The organism is Ruegeria sp. YTSA064 (assembly GCF_059610325.1).
Genome location: NZ_JBXWNK010000014.1, coordinates 96,206 through 111,391, shown reverse-complemented (window position 1 = coordinate 111,391; position 15,186 = coordinate 96,206). Strand labels below are relative to the sequence as shown.

Sequence of the window (15,186 nt, the reverse complement as noted above, 5' to 3'; positions counted from 1 at the left end):
CAGGTCTTAACCAACGCGAGGCCTTCGAATGGATACGATATTCGCCTTGGCCAGCGCGCAAGGCAAAGCGGGGGTGGCGGTCATCCGCCTCTCTGGCCCGCAGGCGCATTCTGCGGCCAACATTTTGGCCGGTGGAGGCCTGCGATCACGCGGGATGACGGTTCGGACGCTTAGCGCCGCCGATGGGATGCGGTTGGATGAGGGTTTGGTCCTGACCTTCAAGGCTCCCTCTAGCTTTACGGGCGAGGACGTGGCCGAACTTCAGATTCATGGCAGCATGGCTTCGGTTAACGCCGTATTGGCATCTTTGTCGGATATGGATGATCTCCGCCTGGCAGAGCCGGGTGAATTTACCCGGCGCGCTTTGGAAAACAGTAAAATGGATTTGGCGCAGGTCGAAGGCCTTGCCGATCTGATTGACGCAGAAACCGAAGCGCAACGGAAACAGGCGCAAACGATTTTGGCAGGTGCTTTGGGCACTTTAGCTGAAGGGTGGCGGCGCGATTTGATCCGTGCGGCATCATTGCTTGAGGCTGTGATCGATTTTGCCGATGAAGAGGTGCCCACAGATGTAACGCCCGAAGTCCGCACATTGATTTCAGGTGTCATGGGCGAACTGACCCGAGAGGCGAAAGGTGTTCGCATCGCTGAACGGATTCGCTCTGGCTTTGAAGTTGCCATTGTTGGTCTTCCTAATGCAGGTAAGTCGACTTTGTTGAACGCCTTAGCTGGACGCGAGGCGGCTATTACATCTGAATATGCCGGTACGACGCGGGATGTGATCGAAGTGCGTATGGATCTTGCAGGATTGCCAGTTACTCTGCTTGATACAGCCGGTTTGCGAGTAACCGACGATCATGTCGAAAATCTAGGGATCGAGCTGGCTCGCAAACGGGCAGATGTTGCTGACTTGCGTGTATTCCTAACGGATACACCTGACGATTTAGGTATCCAGATGCAGGAAGATGATATTCATGTACTGCCAAAATCTGACTTACGAGCAGCTGATGGGCGTGGGATATCCGGTAAAACCGGGCAAGGAATTGACCACCTTATCGACAATATATCGTGTATCTTAAGTGAACGGGCTACTAGTCATGGTATTGCGACCCGTGAACGCCATCGCGTTGCGATGATAAAGGCAGCGGAAGCGTTGGCTGCGGGACAGACAGTTCTGGAATTGGGGCCAGATATGTATGATATAGCAGCTGAGGAACTGCGAACAGCCATTCGCGCTCTTGAATCTCTGGTTGGACGAATAGATGTCGAAACCCTTCTGGATGAGATCTTTGCTAGTTTCTGCTTAGGTAAATGAGGAGTGTTTCACGTGAAACATTCAAAATTTGATGTCGTTGTTATCGGTGCCGGGCACGCAGGTACCGAAGCCGCACATGCGGCAGCGCGCATGGGCGTTAAAACTGCTTTGGTGACTCTGTCTGAACGGGACATTGGCGTCATGTCGTGTAATCCTGCGATTGGAGGGCTAGGTAAAGGACATCTGGTTCGAGAGATCGACGCTCTTGACGGAGTAATGGGACGCGTCGCGGATCGTGCCGGTATTCAGTTTCGTTTGTTGAACCGGCGCAAAGGCCCGGCGGTCCAGGGTCCGAGGGCGCAAGCCGACCGGACCCTTTATCGGGCTGCGATGGCAGAGGAAACTAAGAAACAGGACAACTTATCGGTTATCACAGGCGAAGTAACCGACTTTCTGATGGACGGTCATCGTGTTGTCGGGGTTAAGCTGGCTGACGATTCCGAGGTTCCGGCGCAGGCGGTCATTTTGACGTCTGGAACATTCTTACGCGGAGTAATTCATATCGGGGACGTGTCTCAGCCCGGAGGACGTATGGGAGATCGCCCATCAATTCGGCTGGCAGAGCGTCTAGATGAGTTTGCATTGCCCATGGCGCGGCTGAAGACCGGTACACCGCCCCGATTGGATGGTCGGACCATAAATTGGGATATACTGGAACGTCAGGATGGCGACGCGGAGCCAACTCTGTTTTCATTCATGTCTAGGTCGGTGACCGCCCCGCAAATTGCATGTGGTATAACTCACACGAACGCACAAACGCATGAGATTATAGAAAAAAATCTATCGCGTTCTGCCATGTATGGCGGTCATATCGATGGTGTCGGCCCAAGGTATTGCCCGTCCATTGAGGATAAGATCGTTCGATTTGCGGACAAGGAGTCCCATCAGATATTCTTGGAACCGGAAGGGGTTCAGGATAATACAGTATACCCAAATGGTATTTCTACCTCGTTGCCGGAAGATGTTCAGGTTGCCTACGTTCAATCGATTGTTGGACTAGAACATGCAAAAATCCTGCAACCAGGATATGCGATCGAATACGATTATGTTGACCCGCGTATCCTGTCGGCATCTTTGTCCGTTCCTGATGTGCCTGGTCTATATCTTGCGGGTCAGATCAACGGCACTACAGGATATGAGGAAGCTGCTGCACAAGGCCTGGTCGCCGGTTTGAATGCTGCGTTAGAGGTGCAGTCTCGAGTGCCCTTCTATTTTACCCGTTCGGACAGCTACATCGGGGTGATGATTGATGATCTTACCACCCGTGGGGTTGCCGAACCCTATAGGATGTTCACTTCACGGGCTGAGTTTCGGCTATCCCTCCGTGCTGATAATGCGGATCAAAGACTGACCCCGATAGGGGAGGAACTGGGCTGTGTTGGGACGCAGCGCCGGGGCCTATTCGCGAATAAGCTCGAAAAGCTAGCGGCTGCCAAGGCCAGTCTAACTGCGCGAACGTATACTCCCAAAGAAATTCTGGCTGCAGGGATTAATGTCAATCAGGATGGAAATCGTCGCGACGGGATGGCAGTACTCGCCTTTCCTGACGTTTCTTTTGAAAATATTGTCCTGCTTGAACCTGAATTGGAAGGGACAGAGAGGGAAATCCGCCGTCAGGTTGAACGCGATGCCTTGTATGCAAACTACATAGCGCGCCAGCAACGTGATGTTGAAGCAATGAAGCGAGACGAGGCCCATGAAATACCTCGGGATTTCAACTATTTTGGGCTGGACGGATTGTCGTCGGAAATGAAGCAAAAGCTGTCACAAGCCAAACCGGCCAATATTGCTCAAGCTGGTCGCGTTGAAGGTGTGACACCGGCTGCATTAACTTTAGTCCTGGCTAAGCTCCGGCGCGACGTGAAAGCTCGCAACGCATGAAAGGTCAAGACGTTGCCATCGCTGAGAAACTGAATGTTTCACGTGAAACATTCGAACGTCTCGCGATCTATGTTGCATTGCTTGAGCGTTGGAATCCAAGAATCAACCTAGTATCAAGGAACAGCTTAAAGGATATCTGGGTTCGTCATATTCAAGATTCAGTTCAAGTATTCAGAACATCAAAGCCTGTAGATCATTGGGTTGATTTAGGCAGCGGCGGCGGGTTTCCCGGAATGGTCTGTGCAATCATGGCAATAGAGTCCGCACCAGAAACCCGATTTACGCTGGTCGAAAGTGATCAGAGAAAATCCGCATTTCTTCGAAATGTGGCCCGGGAATGCGGGGCGAATTGCACGGTCTTAGCACGAAGAATCGAAGCAATTGATCCCTTGGGCGCGGATATCTTGTCGGCTCGGGCATTAGCGGATTTGACCACCTTATTATCTTTTTGCGACAGGCATTTAGATGAAAATGGCGTAGCTCTGTTGCCAAAAGGCGCAACCTGGAAAAAAGAGCTTTTAGACGCACGCAAGGAATGGAATTTCGACGCCGATCCTATTAAAAGTCTTACAGAACCTCAGTCTGTTATCCTGAAAATCAAAGGAGTTGCGCGTGGTTGATCTGTCTCGTCCTGCCGGACCTCGGATAATCGCGGTTGCGAATCAAAAAGGCGGGGTGGGGAAAACCACGACTGCAATCAATCTGGCAGCCGGGTTGGCCGAGGCAGGTTGCAAGGTTTTAGTCGTAGATCTGGACCCCCAGGGCAATGCCTCAACGGGATTGGGGGTCGAAGATCGCGATTGGACAACCTATGACCTAATATTGGACGACGCATCATTGGAAGCAGTGGTACAGGAAACAGAAATTAAAGATCTATTTGTAATTCCGGCCACCGTTGACCTAAGTTCAGCAGATATTGAACTGATCTCGAATGAAAAACGCAGCTATCTATTGCATGATGCGCTGCGCCAGAGAGCGATTGACTCGTTTGATTTGGATTTTGTTCTGATCGATTGTCCGCCATCTTTGAATTTGCTCACTGTAAACGCCATGGTAGCAGCTCATTCTGTCCTTGTGCCCTTGCAAAGCGAGTTCTTTGCGCTCGAAGGCTTGTCGCAGTTGATGCTGACTATCCGCGAAGTACGTCAGACCGCGAATCCTGACCTCAGGATCGAAGGTGTTGTGTTGACTATGTTTGACAACCGCAACAACTTGTCCCGTCAGGTCGAAAAGGACGCACGTGACAATCTTGGTCAGATGGTATTTAAGACCAAGATACCCAGAAATGTGCGGGTCAGCGAGGCGCCATCATATGCGCTTCCTGTACTGCAATATGATTCGGGCTCACTCGGCGCGATGGCATATCGGCATTTGGCGCGAGAAGTCATGCATAAGAACAACAAAGTAGCCATCTAAGTGGCCGTCAGGAGGGCAACATGAATGCCAGGAAAGGGAAACCCCGAGGACTAGGTCGCGGATTGTCGGCATTAATGGCTGATGTGGCACCAGAAGCTGATGGTCGTATCTCGTCGGAATCTCGCCGCCCCGACCTTACAGTGCCGATTGAGAAGTTGCAGGCAAACCCAGATCAGCCGAGACGTCGATTTGCGCAAGAGCAGCTGGATGAACTTGCCGCATCAGTCAAAGAAAAAGGCATTATTCAACCTTTGATTGTGCGCAGTATAGCAGGTGGCCAATATGAGATTGTCGCCGGTGAGCGCCGGTGGCGCGCCGCTCAGATGGCACAACTCCATGATATTCCAGTAATTATTCGCGAGTTTGATGATACCGAGGTGCTCGAAATCGCGATTATCGAGAATATTCAGCGTGCTGATCTGAATGCCGTGGAGGAAGCGGCAGGATTCAAGCAGTTGATGGATCGCTTTGGACACACGCAGGAAAAACTTGCCGAAGCTTTGGGTAAAAGCCGAAGCCATATTGCCAACCTGTTGCGTCTGCTGTCTTTGCCGATGGATGTGCAAACACTTGTGATTGAGGGGAAATTGTCTGCCGGTCATGCAAGGGCTTTGATTACAGCAGAAGATCCTTCGGAATTGGCGAAACAAGTTGTGCGTAACGGTCTTTCCGTGCGGGCTACTGAAGCGTTGGTCAAGAAACAACAGGGTGGTGCGGATAAGTCAGCGCTGAAACCCAGAAATCTGAATGCTGGGAAAGATGCAGATACGCGCGCCCTCGAAAAGGATTTGTCAGCTATTCTGGCAATGAAGGTCACCATCAACCACAAACCCGGATCTGAAACGGGACAGGTGGTGTTGTCCTATGAAAACCTTGATCAGCTGGATGATCTTTGCGCCAAGCTTAGCCGCTAGGGCGGGTCCAGATAAAAAGCATGACGCCGCTTAGCACAACGGCCTGAATGATCAGGACGTGTGAAGGCATGGACAGCAACACCGACAGGCCAAATACGGCGGCAACTGAAAGGGTGGCCGCCTTTTTTGCGCCAGGCCTAATTGCGCCCGAGTTCTGCCAGTCGATAATTAGCGGACCAAAGGTCTGATGGGTTAGCAGCCAATTATGCAGCCTTGATGAAGAGCGCGCAAAGAAAAATGCCGCGAGCAGAAGAAACGGCACTGTTGGAAGCAAGGGTAAGACCACTCCAACCATGGCGAGCGCGACGCAGGCCAACCCCAATCCAGCCCAGAGATATTGCATTTGTTACTCCAATAGCTCTCGGATAATGGCATTGAGAACGGCGCGGCCTTGAGATGTGGCGCGTAGCTGGTCGTCTTCCAGGATCAACATGCCCATATCGGCCAGTGCATAAAGCTTTTCCTGCGGTAGGTCTTCGCCCGAGAGTTGCTTGTATCTACCAATATTTAGGCCTTCTGAGATCCTTAGACACATCATAAGGTATTCAGACGCTTGTTCACGTTGTGTTAGTTTGAACCGGTTGCTTTCCCCACTTCCATTTTCAACGGCGGCTAGCCATTTGGTTGGTGAAAGAATGGTCTCGGTCGCGAATTTGTGGCCATCAAGGGTGATCCGCCCGTGTGCACCAGGCCCGATACCCACGTAATCACCATAGCGCCAATAGATCAGGTTGTGCTGAGACTCCGCTCCGGGTCGGGCATGGTTTGAGACCTCATAGGCGGGTAAACCATGGGCTTCGCATATCTCTTGCGTGGCCAGATACATATCCGCCGCGCTGTCATCCTCGGGCAGACCGCGCAGCTTACCAACTGCATAGCGATCTCCGAACGCCGTTCCCTCTTCGATGGTGAGTTGATAAAGCGACAGGTGATCGATCGCCATCGACAGGGCCTCGGCCAACTCAGCGCGCCACGCGTCCAGAGTTTGATGTTGTCGGGCATAGATCAGATCAAAACTGACACGGTCAAAGCAGCTACGGGCAATATCAAAAGCGGCGCGGGCTTCAGCCACGGTGTGAATGCGACCCAGACGGCGCAGGTCATCGTCGTTGAGGGCCTGCACACCCATTGAAATACGGTTCACACCAGCATCGCGATAGGCTGCAAAGCGACCGGCTTCGACTGAGCCGGGGTTGGCTTCAAGCGTGATCTCCATATCGTTGGCAGGGCGCCAAAGGGCGCGGGCCTCGTCGATGATGGCGGAGACGGTGTCCTGTGCCATCAGCGAAGGCGTGCCACCGCCAAAAAAGATGGTGTTAAGCACCCGACCTTGCGTTTCACTGGCTGCGCGTTTAAGCTCATTCAGATAGCTATTAAGCCATTGTTTTTGAACAATATTTCTTGAAACGTGGCTGTTGAAGTCACAATAAGGACACTTGGCCTCGCAAAAGGGCCAATGCACATACAGGCCAAAGCCCCCGTTACGCCAATCATCCGCCAAAGCAGCCTTTCACGAACATCTCCACCGCGCGGCCGCGATGGCTGATCTTGTTCTTTTCCCAACGGTCCATCTCGGCAAAGGTAATGTCGTGCCCTTCGGGGACAAACATTGGGTCATAGCCAAAGCCATCCTTGCCACGAATTGGCCAGGTCAAATGTCCAGGGGCCACGCCCTCGAACACCTCGTCATGCCCGTCGGGCCAGGCCAGAACCAGAGTACAGCGGAATTGCGCTGTGCGAGGGTGGGCAGCGCTCTTCGCTTCCAGCTCGTTATGTGCGCGGGTCATCGCCATCAGAAAATCACGGCCATTGCCGGTTTCTGCCCAATCGGCGGTGTAGACGCCTGGCGCGCCATCCAGCGCGTCGATGGTGATTCCGGAATCGTCCGACAGGGCGGGCAGGCCGGTGGCTTGCGCGGCGGCGTGGGCCTTAATCCGGGCGTTGCCTACGAAGGTATCCTCTATCTCTTCTGGTTCAGGTAGGTCCATTTCGCCGGCGCCCACGACGGCAACACCAAAGGGTTCGAGGAGATGTGCCATCTCCTCAAGCTTGCCTTTGTTGTGCGTGGCGACCAGCAGCTTGTCCCCGTTGAACTTACGAGTCATGCGGTGGCAGCTTTCTGTGAGGCAGCCAGTTCAGCCACGCCTTTTTCCGCCAGATCCATCAATTGGTCCATCTGTGCGCGGCTAAAGACGGATCCCTCGGCACTCATTTGCACTTCGATCAGTTTGCTAGAGCCGGTCATGATGAAGTTGCCATCGACGCCGGCCTCACTGTCCTCGGGGTAGTCGAGGTCCAAAACCGGCTGACCGGCATAAATCCCGCAGGATACGGCGGCGACGGGATCAACCAAAGGGTCCGAAATTACATCGCCTGTTTTCATCAGCTTGTTCACGGCCAGACGCAACGCCACCCAACCGCCAGTGATCGATGCACAACGTGTGCCGCCATCGGCCTGAATTACATCGCAGTCGACAGTGATCTGACGTTCACCCAGTGCAACCCGGTCGACGCCGGCGCGCAGCGCACGGCCGATCAGGCGTTGAATTTCTACGGTGCGGCCACCTTGTTTGCCGCTTGCCGCTTCACGCCGCATCCGCGTATTCGTCGCGCGGGGCAGCATGCCGTATTCGGCGGTGACCCAGCCCAGGCCCGAGCCTTTCATAAATGGTGGAACGCGGTCCTCGATCGTGGCGGTGCACAGTACATGGGTGTCACCCATCTTAATCAGGCAGGAACCTTCGGCATGTTTGGTAAAGCCGGTTTCAATTGAAACGGCGCGCATTTCGTTTAGATCACGTCCTGAGGGTCGCATGGAAAATCCTTTGTTTGCTGGGTTGGGGATACCGCTCTGCAGCGTTACGATGCAACCCCGATTGACCTTTCTTGTGCCTGCTATTTAATGACGATCCAGCAGAGGATTGCCGATGAGCGAAGCGAGCAAAATTCTGAGCGAGATGAACGACCGGTCACGTGAGGTGTTCCGGCTGATCGTCGAAAGCTATCTGGACAGCGGTGAGCCGGTCGGCAGCCGCACTCTGACACGCACGCTTTCGGAAAAAGTCAGCGCGGCGACCGTGCGTAACGTGATGCAGGATCTGGAATTCCTGGGCCTGCTGGACAGCCCGCATGTCAGTGCTGGTCGGATTCCGACGCAGCAGGGATTGCGGATGTTCGTCGACGGATTGCTTGAAATGGGCGATCTGGGCGCGGATGATCGGCAGAAGCTGGACGAAACACTAGGCTCTAACGCAGGCGATGTTGGTGGAATGTTGGATCGTGTGGGTTCGGCATTGTCACACGTGACACAAGGCGCCTCGCTGGTTCTGACACCCAAACATGAGGCCGAAATCAAACATATTGAGTTCGTCTCACTTGGTCATGATCGCGCCTTGGTGGTTCTGGTCTTCTCGGACGGGCAGGTCGAAAACCGGCTGTTCACACCTCCGCCCGGGCAAACACCAAGTTCGATGCGTGAGGCTGCGAACTTCCTCAATGCGCTGATCGAAGGGCGTACGCTTAGCGAAGTGCGTCGCCAGATGCTGTCGCAGATAGATGCGCGGAAGCAGGAAATCGATATTTTGGCGCGTGAGATGGTCGAAAGCGGCATTGCTGCGTGGGACGGGGATGGCAGCGACTCGGCTCGATTGATCGTGCGCGGACGCGCGAATCTACTGAATGAGCCGGGTCAGGCCGAGGAGTTGGATCGAATCCGCACCCTGTTTGATGACCTTGAGCGCAAACGTGACATCGCTGAATTCCTTGAATTGACCGAGGAAGGTGAGGGTGTGCGCATTTTTATTGGCTCTGAGAACAAACTTTTCTCACTTTCGGGTTCCTCTTTGGTGGTGTCTCCATATATGAACGCTGATCGTAAGATAATCGGTGCGGTTGGGGTCATCGGGCCCACACGTCTGAATTACGGACGGATCGTGCCGATCGTGGATTATACGGCGCAACTGGTTGGGAAGCTGATTTCCGACCGGAGCTAGAGGGTAAGAGATGGCAGAGCCCAAGAACGAAGATTTTCTGGACGACATCATGTCCGCAGAAGCAGAAGAGCTGGCCGAGGAATTTGCTGAGATCAGCGATGAAGCTCTGGAGTTGGACGAATTGCGCGCAGAGCGCGACGACTACAAAGACAAATTCATGCGAGCGCTTGCCGACGCTGAAAACGCCCGTAAGCGTGGCGATAAGGCACGTCGGGATGCCGAGCAGTACGGTGGATCCAAGCTGGCGCGTGACATGTTGCCGGTCTATGACAACATGAAAAGAGCGCTCGAAGCCGCGACCGATGAGCAAAAAGAGCTTGCTGCCGGCTTGTTGGAAGGTGTCGAACTCACCATGCGCGCGCTGAAGGACGTATTCCAGAAGCACGGGATCGAAGTAATTACACCTGAGGTGGGCGATCGATTTGATCCGAACGTTCATGAAGCGATGTTTGAGGCACCGGTTCCTGGCACCAAAGCAGGCGACATCATTCAGGTTTCGGCAGAAGGTTTCATGCTACACGACCGCCTGTTGCGCCCGGCGCAGGTAGGTGTTTCGTCGATGCCTGCGGGCTGATTGGCTTCAAAGAAGCCAAGCCTTCGGCGAGAGTATTTTTGAGAAGATGAAGGGGCGGTCAGGATTTGGCCGCCTCTTTTAGTTTGTAGATCAGGTCAAGGGCTTCGCGCGGGGTTAATTCATCCGGCAGAATCTCATCCAGCATATCCGTGACCGGTGTTGCCTTGGGGGCGGGAGGTGGCGGCGGCGGAGCGGCTGAAAACAAGGGCAGATCGTCGATCAAGGTTTTTTGCTTGCCTCCTTCGCGCTCAGTTTTTTCCAACTGGTCCAGAACAACACGCGCGCGTTCGACAACTGAGGCGGGCAGGCCAGCAAGTTGAGCAACCTGAACACCATAGGATCGGTCGGCGGCACCTTTATGGACCTCGTGCAGGAAGATCACCTCTCCCTCCCATTCCTTGACGGCTACTGTGGCGTTGTCTACGCCCTCCAGACTTCCTGCCAGAGCCGTCAATTCATGGTAATGCGTTGCAAACAGAGCGCGGCATTGATTGGCGGCGTGCAGGTGTTCCAGCGTGGCCCAGGCGATCGAAAGCCCGTCATAGGTGGCAGTGCCACGGCCGATTTCATCAAGAATGACCAGCGCGCGGTCGTCGGCCTGGCTGAGGATGGCTGCGGTTTCAACCATTTCGACCATAAAAGTTGATCGACCGCGCGCAAGATCATCTGAGGCCCCGACGCGGCTGAAGAGCTGGCTGACCACTCCGATATGCGCTTGCTCAGCAGGGACATAACTGCCCATCTGAGCAAGCAAGGCAATCAGCGCGTTCTGCCTCAAGAAGGTCGACTTACCGGCCATGTTCGGCCCGGTCAGCAACCAGATGGCGGCACCATCTACAGCGCTGAGATCGCAATCATTCGCAATGAATGCATCGCCGCCTTGCTGGCGCAACGCGTATTCAACAACCGGATGACGTCCACCTTCCACCTCAAAGCTGCGCGAGCTGTCGACCTGCGGACGACACCAGCTTTCCCCACGCGCTAGATCAGACAAAGAAGTAGTCAGATCCAGTTCTGCCAGACCTCGAGCCGCCTGGTTCAGTCGGGCGGCACGGTCCAGAATTTCGTCAGAAAGCCTTTGATAGAGCCGCTTTTCAATCTCCAACGCCAGATTTCCTGCGTTCAGGATGCGGGTTTCGATCTCGGACAGTTCCACAGTTGTGAATCGCACCTGATTGGCGGTGGTCTGGCGGTGGATATAAGTCTCAGAGAATGGCAGGCTCAGCATCTTCTCGGCATGGGTGGCCGTGGTTTCAATGAAATAGCCAAGCACGTTGTTGTGCTTGATCTTCAACGAGGTGATGCCAGTGTGTTCCGCATATTTTTGCTGAAACCCTGCAATAACAGAACGGCCTTCGTCGCGCAGCGTGCGGGCCTCGTCCAGCTCGGCGTCAAAACCCGGAGCGATAAATCCACCGTCGCGCGCCAGTAGGGGCGGTTCAGCAATCAATGCCTCATCGAGTAGGTTCAGTAGATCATCGAATCCTACGAGGTTCTGCAGAGCAGTTGCCAGCAGGATCGGCAGATCCTGGCCCTCGCAAATTCCGGCAATCGCAACAGCCTGAGTCAGCCCGTTACGAATGGCAGTCAGGTCACGGGGACCACCGCGTTCAAGTGACAGACGAGATAGGGCGCGGTCCAGATCTGGTGTTTTACGTAGGGCTTCGCGTAGATCCGAAGCAATTAGACTGTCTTCGGCAGCGAAACTCACGGCGTCCAGTCGGGCATGAATGACGTCCAGATTGCGCGAAGGACTGGATAGGCGCTGTTCCAGCAATCGCGCGCCACCAGGTGTCACAGTACGATCAACCACCGAAAGCAAAGAGCCCGCGCGACCACCGGACAAGGATCGGGTCAGTTCAAGATTACGACGTGTGGCCGCATCTATTTGCACTACCCGGTCCTCGGACTCTTTCAATGGAGTTTGCAGAAGGGGTAGTTTTCCTTTCTGTGTGATCTCCAAATAGTCAATCAGCGCGCCCATGGCCGAAATCTCGGCGCGTCCAAAATTGCCGAATGCATCCAGCGCGCCGACGTGAAACAAGCCGCAGATGCGCTTTTCAGCAGCAGTGCTGTCAAAGCTGGCACGTCCCACCGGGGTTAACGAAATGCCCAGATCGCGCACCGGTTCTTGCAACATCTGTTCCGTCCCGTCGGCCACGATAAGCTCGGACGGGGCTAACCGCGCCAGTTCGGGGCTGAGGCGTACGGTCGCCAATGGCATTACATGAAACGCACCCGTGGAAATATCTGTCCACGCCAGTGCAGCCTCATCCCGTACCTGGGAGTAGGCGGCCAGAAAGTTATGACGCCGCGCCTCCAATAAGGCGTCTTCGGTCAATGTTCCCGGAGTCACCAAGCGCACAACATCGCGCTTAACAACTGATTTAGAGCCTCTTTTCTTCGCCTCCGCCGGGCTTTCCAACTGCTCACAGACCGCAACACGAAAGCCCTTGCGGATCAAGGTCAGCAGATACCCTTCGGCAGAATGCACGGGCACGCCGCACATCGGAATGTCGATCCCGTTATGCTTTCCACGCTTGGTTAAGGCGATGTCCAGCGCTTCGGCCGCGTTGACGGCATCTTCAAAGAACATCTCATAGAAGTCGCCCATGCGATAAAATAACAGGGCGTCTGGATGAGCCTCTTTGATCTCAAGATATTGCGCCATCATCGGCGTGACTGTGGACAAAGGCGGCCCCCTTATGGCGTGTTCCGGGCGCGACCTTACAAATCCCGCATCTTCTGTAAAAGCCGAAAACTCATTCTCGTTGAGGCGCGGCCCCGCCTGCGCTATGAGGCAAAAGCCCTTAAGTCATGGAAACGACCTGTAAGATGCCCAAAGCGAAGATCACCAAAGAAGAGGCGCTGGCCTTTCACCTCGACCCGACCCCCGGCAAGTGGGAGGTGCAGGCCACTGTTCCCATGACCACGCAGCGCGATCTTTCGCTAGCCTATAGCCCCGGCGTTGCGGTTCCATGTGAAGCCATCGCTGAAGCGCCCGAGACTGCGTATGACTATACAAATAAAGGCAATCTTGTTGCTGTGATCTCGAACGGCACCGCCGTTCTGGGCCTTGGGAATCTTGGCGCGCTGGGCTCAAAACCGGTGATGGAAGGCAAATCGGTCCTGTTCAAGCGGTTCGCTGATGTGAACTCGATCGATATCGAACTGGATACCGAAGACCCTGATGAATTCTGCCGCGCGGTGCGTCTGATGGGGCCGACCTTCGGCGGTATTAACCTTGAGGACATCAAAGCGCCTGAGTGTTTCATCATCGAACAGCGCCTGAAGGAAGAGATGGATATCCCAGTCTTCCACGATGACCAGCACGGAACAGCAGTGATCTGTGCAGCGGGCTTGCTGAATGCCCTGCATATCTCGGGCAAGAAGATCGAAGATGTGAAAATTGTACTGAACGGGGCAGGTGCTGCTGGGATCGCCTGTATCGAACTGCTTAAGGCAATGGGCGCGCGGCACGAGAACTGCATTGTCTGCGATACCAAGGGCGTGATCTATCAGGGCCGGACCGAGGGCATGAACCAGTGGAAATCAGCTCACGCGATCTTGACCGATCTGCGCACTCTGGAAGATGCCATGAAGGGTGCGGATGTGTTCCTTGGCGTGTCGGTCAAAGGGGCTGTGACGCAGGATATGGTGGCGAGCATGGCCGACAATCCGGTCATCTTTGCGATGGCGAACCCCGATCCTGAAATCACACCTGAAGAGGCACATGAGGTCCGCGTTGATGCAATCGTTGCGACGGGTCGCAGCGACTATCCGAACCAGGTGAATAACGTTCTGGGCTTTCCTTATCTATTCCGCGGCGCGTTGGATATTCATGCCCGTGCGATCAATGACGAGATGAAAATTGCGTGCGCCCATGCGCTGGCACGATTGGCGCGTGAAGATGTGCCGGATGAAGTAGCAATGGCCTACGGCAAGTCGCTGACATTTGGTCGCGACTACATCATCCCGACACCTTTTGATCCGCGCCTGATTCACCGTATCCCGCCTGCGGTTGCCAAGGCCGGTATGGATACCGGCGCGGCGCGACGACCGATCATCGATATGGACGCTTATGAGCTGAGCCTGAAATCCCGCATGGACCCGACGGCCAGCATCTTGCGCGGCTTGAACGCGCGGGCACGTCAGGCGCAAAGCCGGATGATCTTTGCCGAGGGCGACGATCCGCGCGTGTTGCGCGCAGCCGTCATGTACCAACGCTCGGGCTTTGGGAAGGCGCTGGTTGTAGGACGACCGGACGATGTCAAAGAAAAGCTCGAAGCCGCTGGTCTTGGGGACGCGGTGCGCGAGATTGAGGTGGTGAACGCGGCCAATACCTTACATCTCGAGGCCTATAAGGATTTTCTCTATCAACGGCTGCAGCGCAAAGGGTTTGACCACAAGGACATTCACCGCCTCGCTGCGCGGGACCGACACGTCTTTTCGTCTCTGATGCTGGCGCATGGTCATGCGGATGGTCTGGTGACCGGTGCAACGCGCAAGTCGGCGCATGTTCTGGACCGCATCAACCATGTGTTTGACGCCGATGCCGCCCATGGCGCGGCGGGGGTTACCGCCTTGTTGCACAAGGGGCGGATCGTTCTGATTGGCGATACGCTGGTGCATGAATGGCCGGATGAGAACGATCTGGCCAATATCGCTGAACGCGCGGTTGCGGTCGCGCGTCATATGGGGCTGGAACCTCGGGTGGCCTTTGTCAGTTTCTCGACCTTCGGTTACCCGGTGTCTGAACGTGCTGAGAAGATGCACCGTGCTCCGGTAGTGCTGGACGAGCGCGGCGTCGATTTCGAGTACGAAGGGGAGATGACGGTTGATGTAGCCCTGAATGTGGATCAGCAGGAAGCTTATCCGTTCCAGCGCCTGACCGGACCAGCCAATATCCTGATTGTTCCCGCACGACACTCGGCTTCAATCTCGACCAAGCTGATGCAGGAAATGGGTGGAGCCACCGTGATCGGCCCAATCCTGTCCGGAGTCGACAAGCCGATCCAGATCTGTTCGACGGTTTCGACCGCGAATGACATTCTGAACATGGCCATTCTGGCCTCCTGCGATATTGGGTAAATC

General features: G+C 54.8%; 13 protein-coding genes. 8 read left to right on the top strand and 5 right to left on the bottom strand.

What is annotated here, in order from left to right; translation table 11 throughout:
• Window positions 1-28 precede the first annotated feature (28 nt).
• From mnmE to AC2FI7_RS19510, 5 genes are read left to right on the top strand one after another with little or no spacing between them, the layout of a single operon-like run.
• Window positions 29-1,315: a tRNA uridine-5-carboxymethylaminomethyl(34) synthesis GTPase MnmE gene (gene mnmE, locus AC2FI7_RS19530; RefSeq protein WP_010442978.1), complete on the top strand. Its 1,287-nt coding sequence runs from the start codon at window positions 29-31 to the stop codon at window positions 1,313-1,315.
• A 12-nt stretch (window positions 1,316-1,327) separates the two neighbouring features.
• Window positions 1,328-3,196 carry a tRNA uridine-5-carboxymethylaminomethyl(34) synthesis enzyme MnmG gene (mnmG, locus tag AC2FI7_RS19525; RefSeq protein ID WP_496816747.1) on the top strand — a complete coding sequence of 623 codons (1,869 nt, stop codon included), beginning with the start codon at window positions 1,328-1,330 and terminating at the stop codon, window positions 3,194-3,196.
• Complete coding sequence (rsmG, locus tag AC2FI7_RS19520; protein ID WP_010442976.1) at window positions 3,193-3,816, top strand: 16S rRNA (guanine(527)-N(7))-methyltransferase RsmG; 624 nt, start codon at window positions 3,193-3,195, stop codon at window positions 3,814-3,816. Before mnmG ends, rsmG begins: the two co-directional genes overlap by 4 nt.
• Entirely contained in the window at window positions 3,809-4,612 is an 804-nt protein-coding gene (locus tag AC2FI7_RS19515) for a ParA family protein (protein ID WP_029622185.1), read from the top strand. The genes rsmG and AC2FI7_RS19515 overlap by 8 nt, the downstream gene beginning before the upstream one ends.
• A gap of 20 nt (window positions 4,613-4,632) precedes the next feature.
• Window positions 4,633-5,526 carry a ParB/RepB/Spo0J family partition protein gene (locus AC2FI7_RS19510; RefSeq protein WP_010442974.1) on the top strand — a complete coding sequence of 298 codons (894 nt, stop codon included), beginning with the start codon at window positions 4,633-4,635 and terminating at the stop codon, window positions 5,524-5,526.
• On the opposite strand, the gene AC2FI7_RS19505 is transcribed toward AC2FI7_RS19510, so the two are convergent.
• From AC2FI7_RS19505 to rph, 4 genes are read right to left on the bottom strand one after another with little or no spacing between them, the layout of a single operon-like run.
• Window positions 5,516-5,869: a YbaN family protein gene (locus AC2FI7_RS19505; RefSeq protein ID WP_010442973.1), complete on the bottom strand. Its 354-nt coding sequence runs from the start codon at window positions 5,867-5,869 to the stop codon at window positions 5,516-5,518. The genes AC2FI7_RS19510 and AC2FI7_RS19505 overlap by 11 nt on opposite strands.
• Window positions 5,870-5,872: 3 nt before the next feature.
• A complete protein-coding gene (hemW, locus tag AC2FI7_RS19500) occupies window positions 5,873-7,027 on the bottom strand; it encodes a radical SAM family heme chaperone HemW (protein WP_010442972.1) in 1,155 nt (384 codons plus the stop codon).
• Window positions 7,017-7,631, bottom strand: coding sequence for an RdgB/HAM1 family non-canonical purine NTP pyrophosphatase (gene rdgB, locus AC2FI7_RS19495; protein ID WP_010442971.1), 615 nt, complete (start codon window positions 7,629-7,631; stop codon window positions 7,017-7,019). Before rdgB ends, hemW begins: the two co-directional genes overlap by 11 nt.
• Window positions 7,628-8,341 (bottom strand): ribonuclease PH, encoded by a 714-nt coding sequence (rph, locus tag AC2FI7_RS19490; RefSeq protein WP_010442970.1) that lies wholly within the window; start codon window positions 8,339-8,341, stop codon window positions 7,628-7,630. Before rph ends, rdgB begins: the two co-directional genes overlap by 4 nt.
• A gap of 112 nt (window positions 8,342-8,453) precedes the next feature.
• Between rph and hrcA the strand changes: the two genes are divergently transcribed.
• Both hrcA and AC2FI7_RS19480 read left to right on the top strand, forming a co-directional pair.
• Window positions 8,454-9,518, top strand: coding sequence for a heat-inducible transcriptional repressor HrcA (hrcA, locus tag AC2FI7_RS19485; protein WP_010442969.1), 1,065 nt, complete (start codon window positions 8,454-8,456; stop codon window positions 9,516-9,518).
• Window positions 9,519-9,528: 10 nt separating this feature from the next.
• Window positions 9,529-10,092: a nucleotide exchange factor GrpE gene (locus AC2FI7_RS19480; RefSeq protein ID WP_010442968.1), complete on the top strand. Its 564-nt coding sequence runs from the start codon at window positions 9,529-9,531 to the stop codon at window positions 10,090-10,092.
• Between the two features lie 58 nt (window positions 10,093-10,150).
• Here AC2FI7_RS19480 and mutS read toward each other — a convergent pair whose 3' ends face one another.
• On the bottom strand, window positions 10,151-12,766 hold the full coding sequence (gene mutS / locus AC2FI7_RS19475; RefSeq protein ID WP_050806479.1) for a DNA mismatch repair protein MutS: 2,616 nt from the start codon (window positions 12,764-12,766) through the stop codon (window positions 10,151-10,153).
• A gap of 161 nt (window positions 12,767-12,927) precedes the next feature.
• On the opposite strand from mutS, the gene AC2FI7_RS19470 reads away from it, so the two are divergent.
• Entirely contained in the window at window positions 12,928-15,183 is a 2,256-nt protein-coding gene (locus AC2FI7_RS19470) for an NADP-dependent malic enzyme (protein WP_496816744.1), read from the top strand.
• Window positions 15,184-15,186: the final 3 nt, after the last annotated feature.

Excerpts from the sequence above, each read along its gene's own strand:
- mnmE (WP_010442978.1), top strand. The coding sequence starts at position 29 with ATGGATACGATATTCGCCTTGGCCAGCGCGCAAGGCAAAGCGGGGGTG.
- rsmG (WP_010442976.1), top strand. The coding sequence starts at position 3,193 with ATGAAAGGTCAAGACGTTGCCATCGCTGAGAAACTGAATGTTTCACGT.
- AC2FI7_RS19510 (WP_010442974.1), top strand. The coding sequence starts at position 4,633 with ATGAATGCCAGGAAAGGGAAACCCCGAGGACTAGGTCGCGGATTGTCG.
- AC2FI7_RS19505 (WP_010442973.1), bottom strand. The coding sequence starts at position 5,869 with ATGCAATATCTCTGGGCTGGATTGGGGTTGGCCTGCGTCGCGCTCGCC.
- rdgB (WP_010442971.1), bottom strand. The coding sequence starts at position 7,631 with ATGACTCGTAAGTTCAACGGGGACAAGCTGCTGGTCGCCACGCACAAC.
- rph (WP_010442970.1), bottom strand. The coding sequence starts at position 8,341 with ATGCGACCCTCAGGACGTGATCTAAACGAAATGCGCGCCGTTTCAATT.
- hrcA (WP_010442969.1), top strand. The coding sequence starts at position 8,454 with ATGAGCGAAGCGAGCAAAATTCTGAGCGAGATGAACGACCGGTCACGT.
- AC2FI7_RS19480 (WP_010442968.1), top strand. The coding sequence starts at position 9,529 with ATGGCAGAGCCCAAGAACGAAGATTTTCTGGACGACATCATGTCCGCA.
- mutS (WP_050806479.1), bottom strand. The coding sequence starts at position 12,766 with ATGATGGCGCAATATCTTGAGATCAAAGAGGCTCATCCAGACGCCCTG.
- AC2FI7_RS19470 (WP_496816744.1), top strand. The coding sequence starts at position 12,928 with ATGCCCAAAGCGAAGATCACCAAAGAAGAGGCGCTGGCCTTTCACCTC.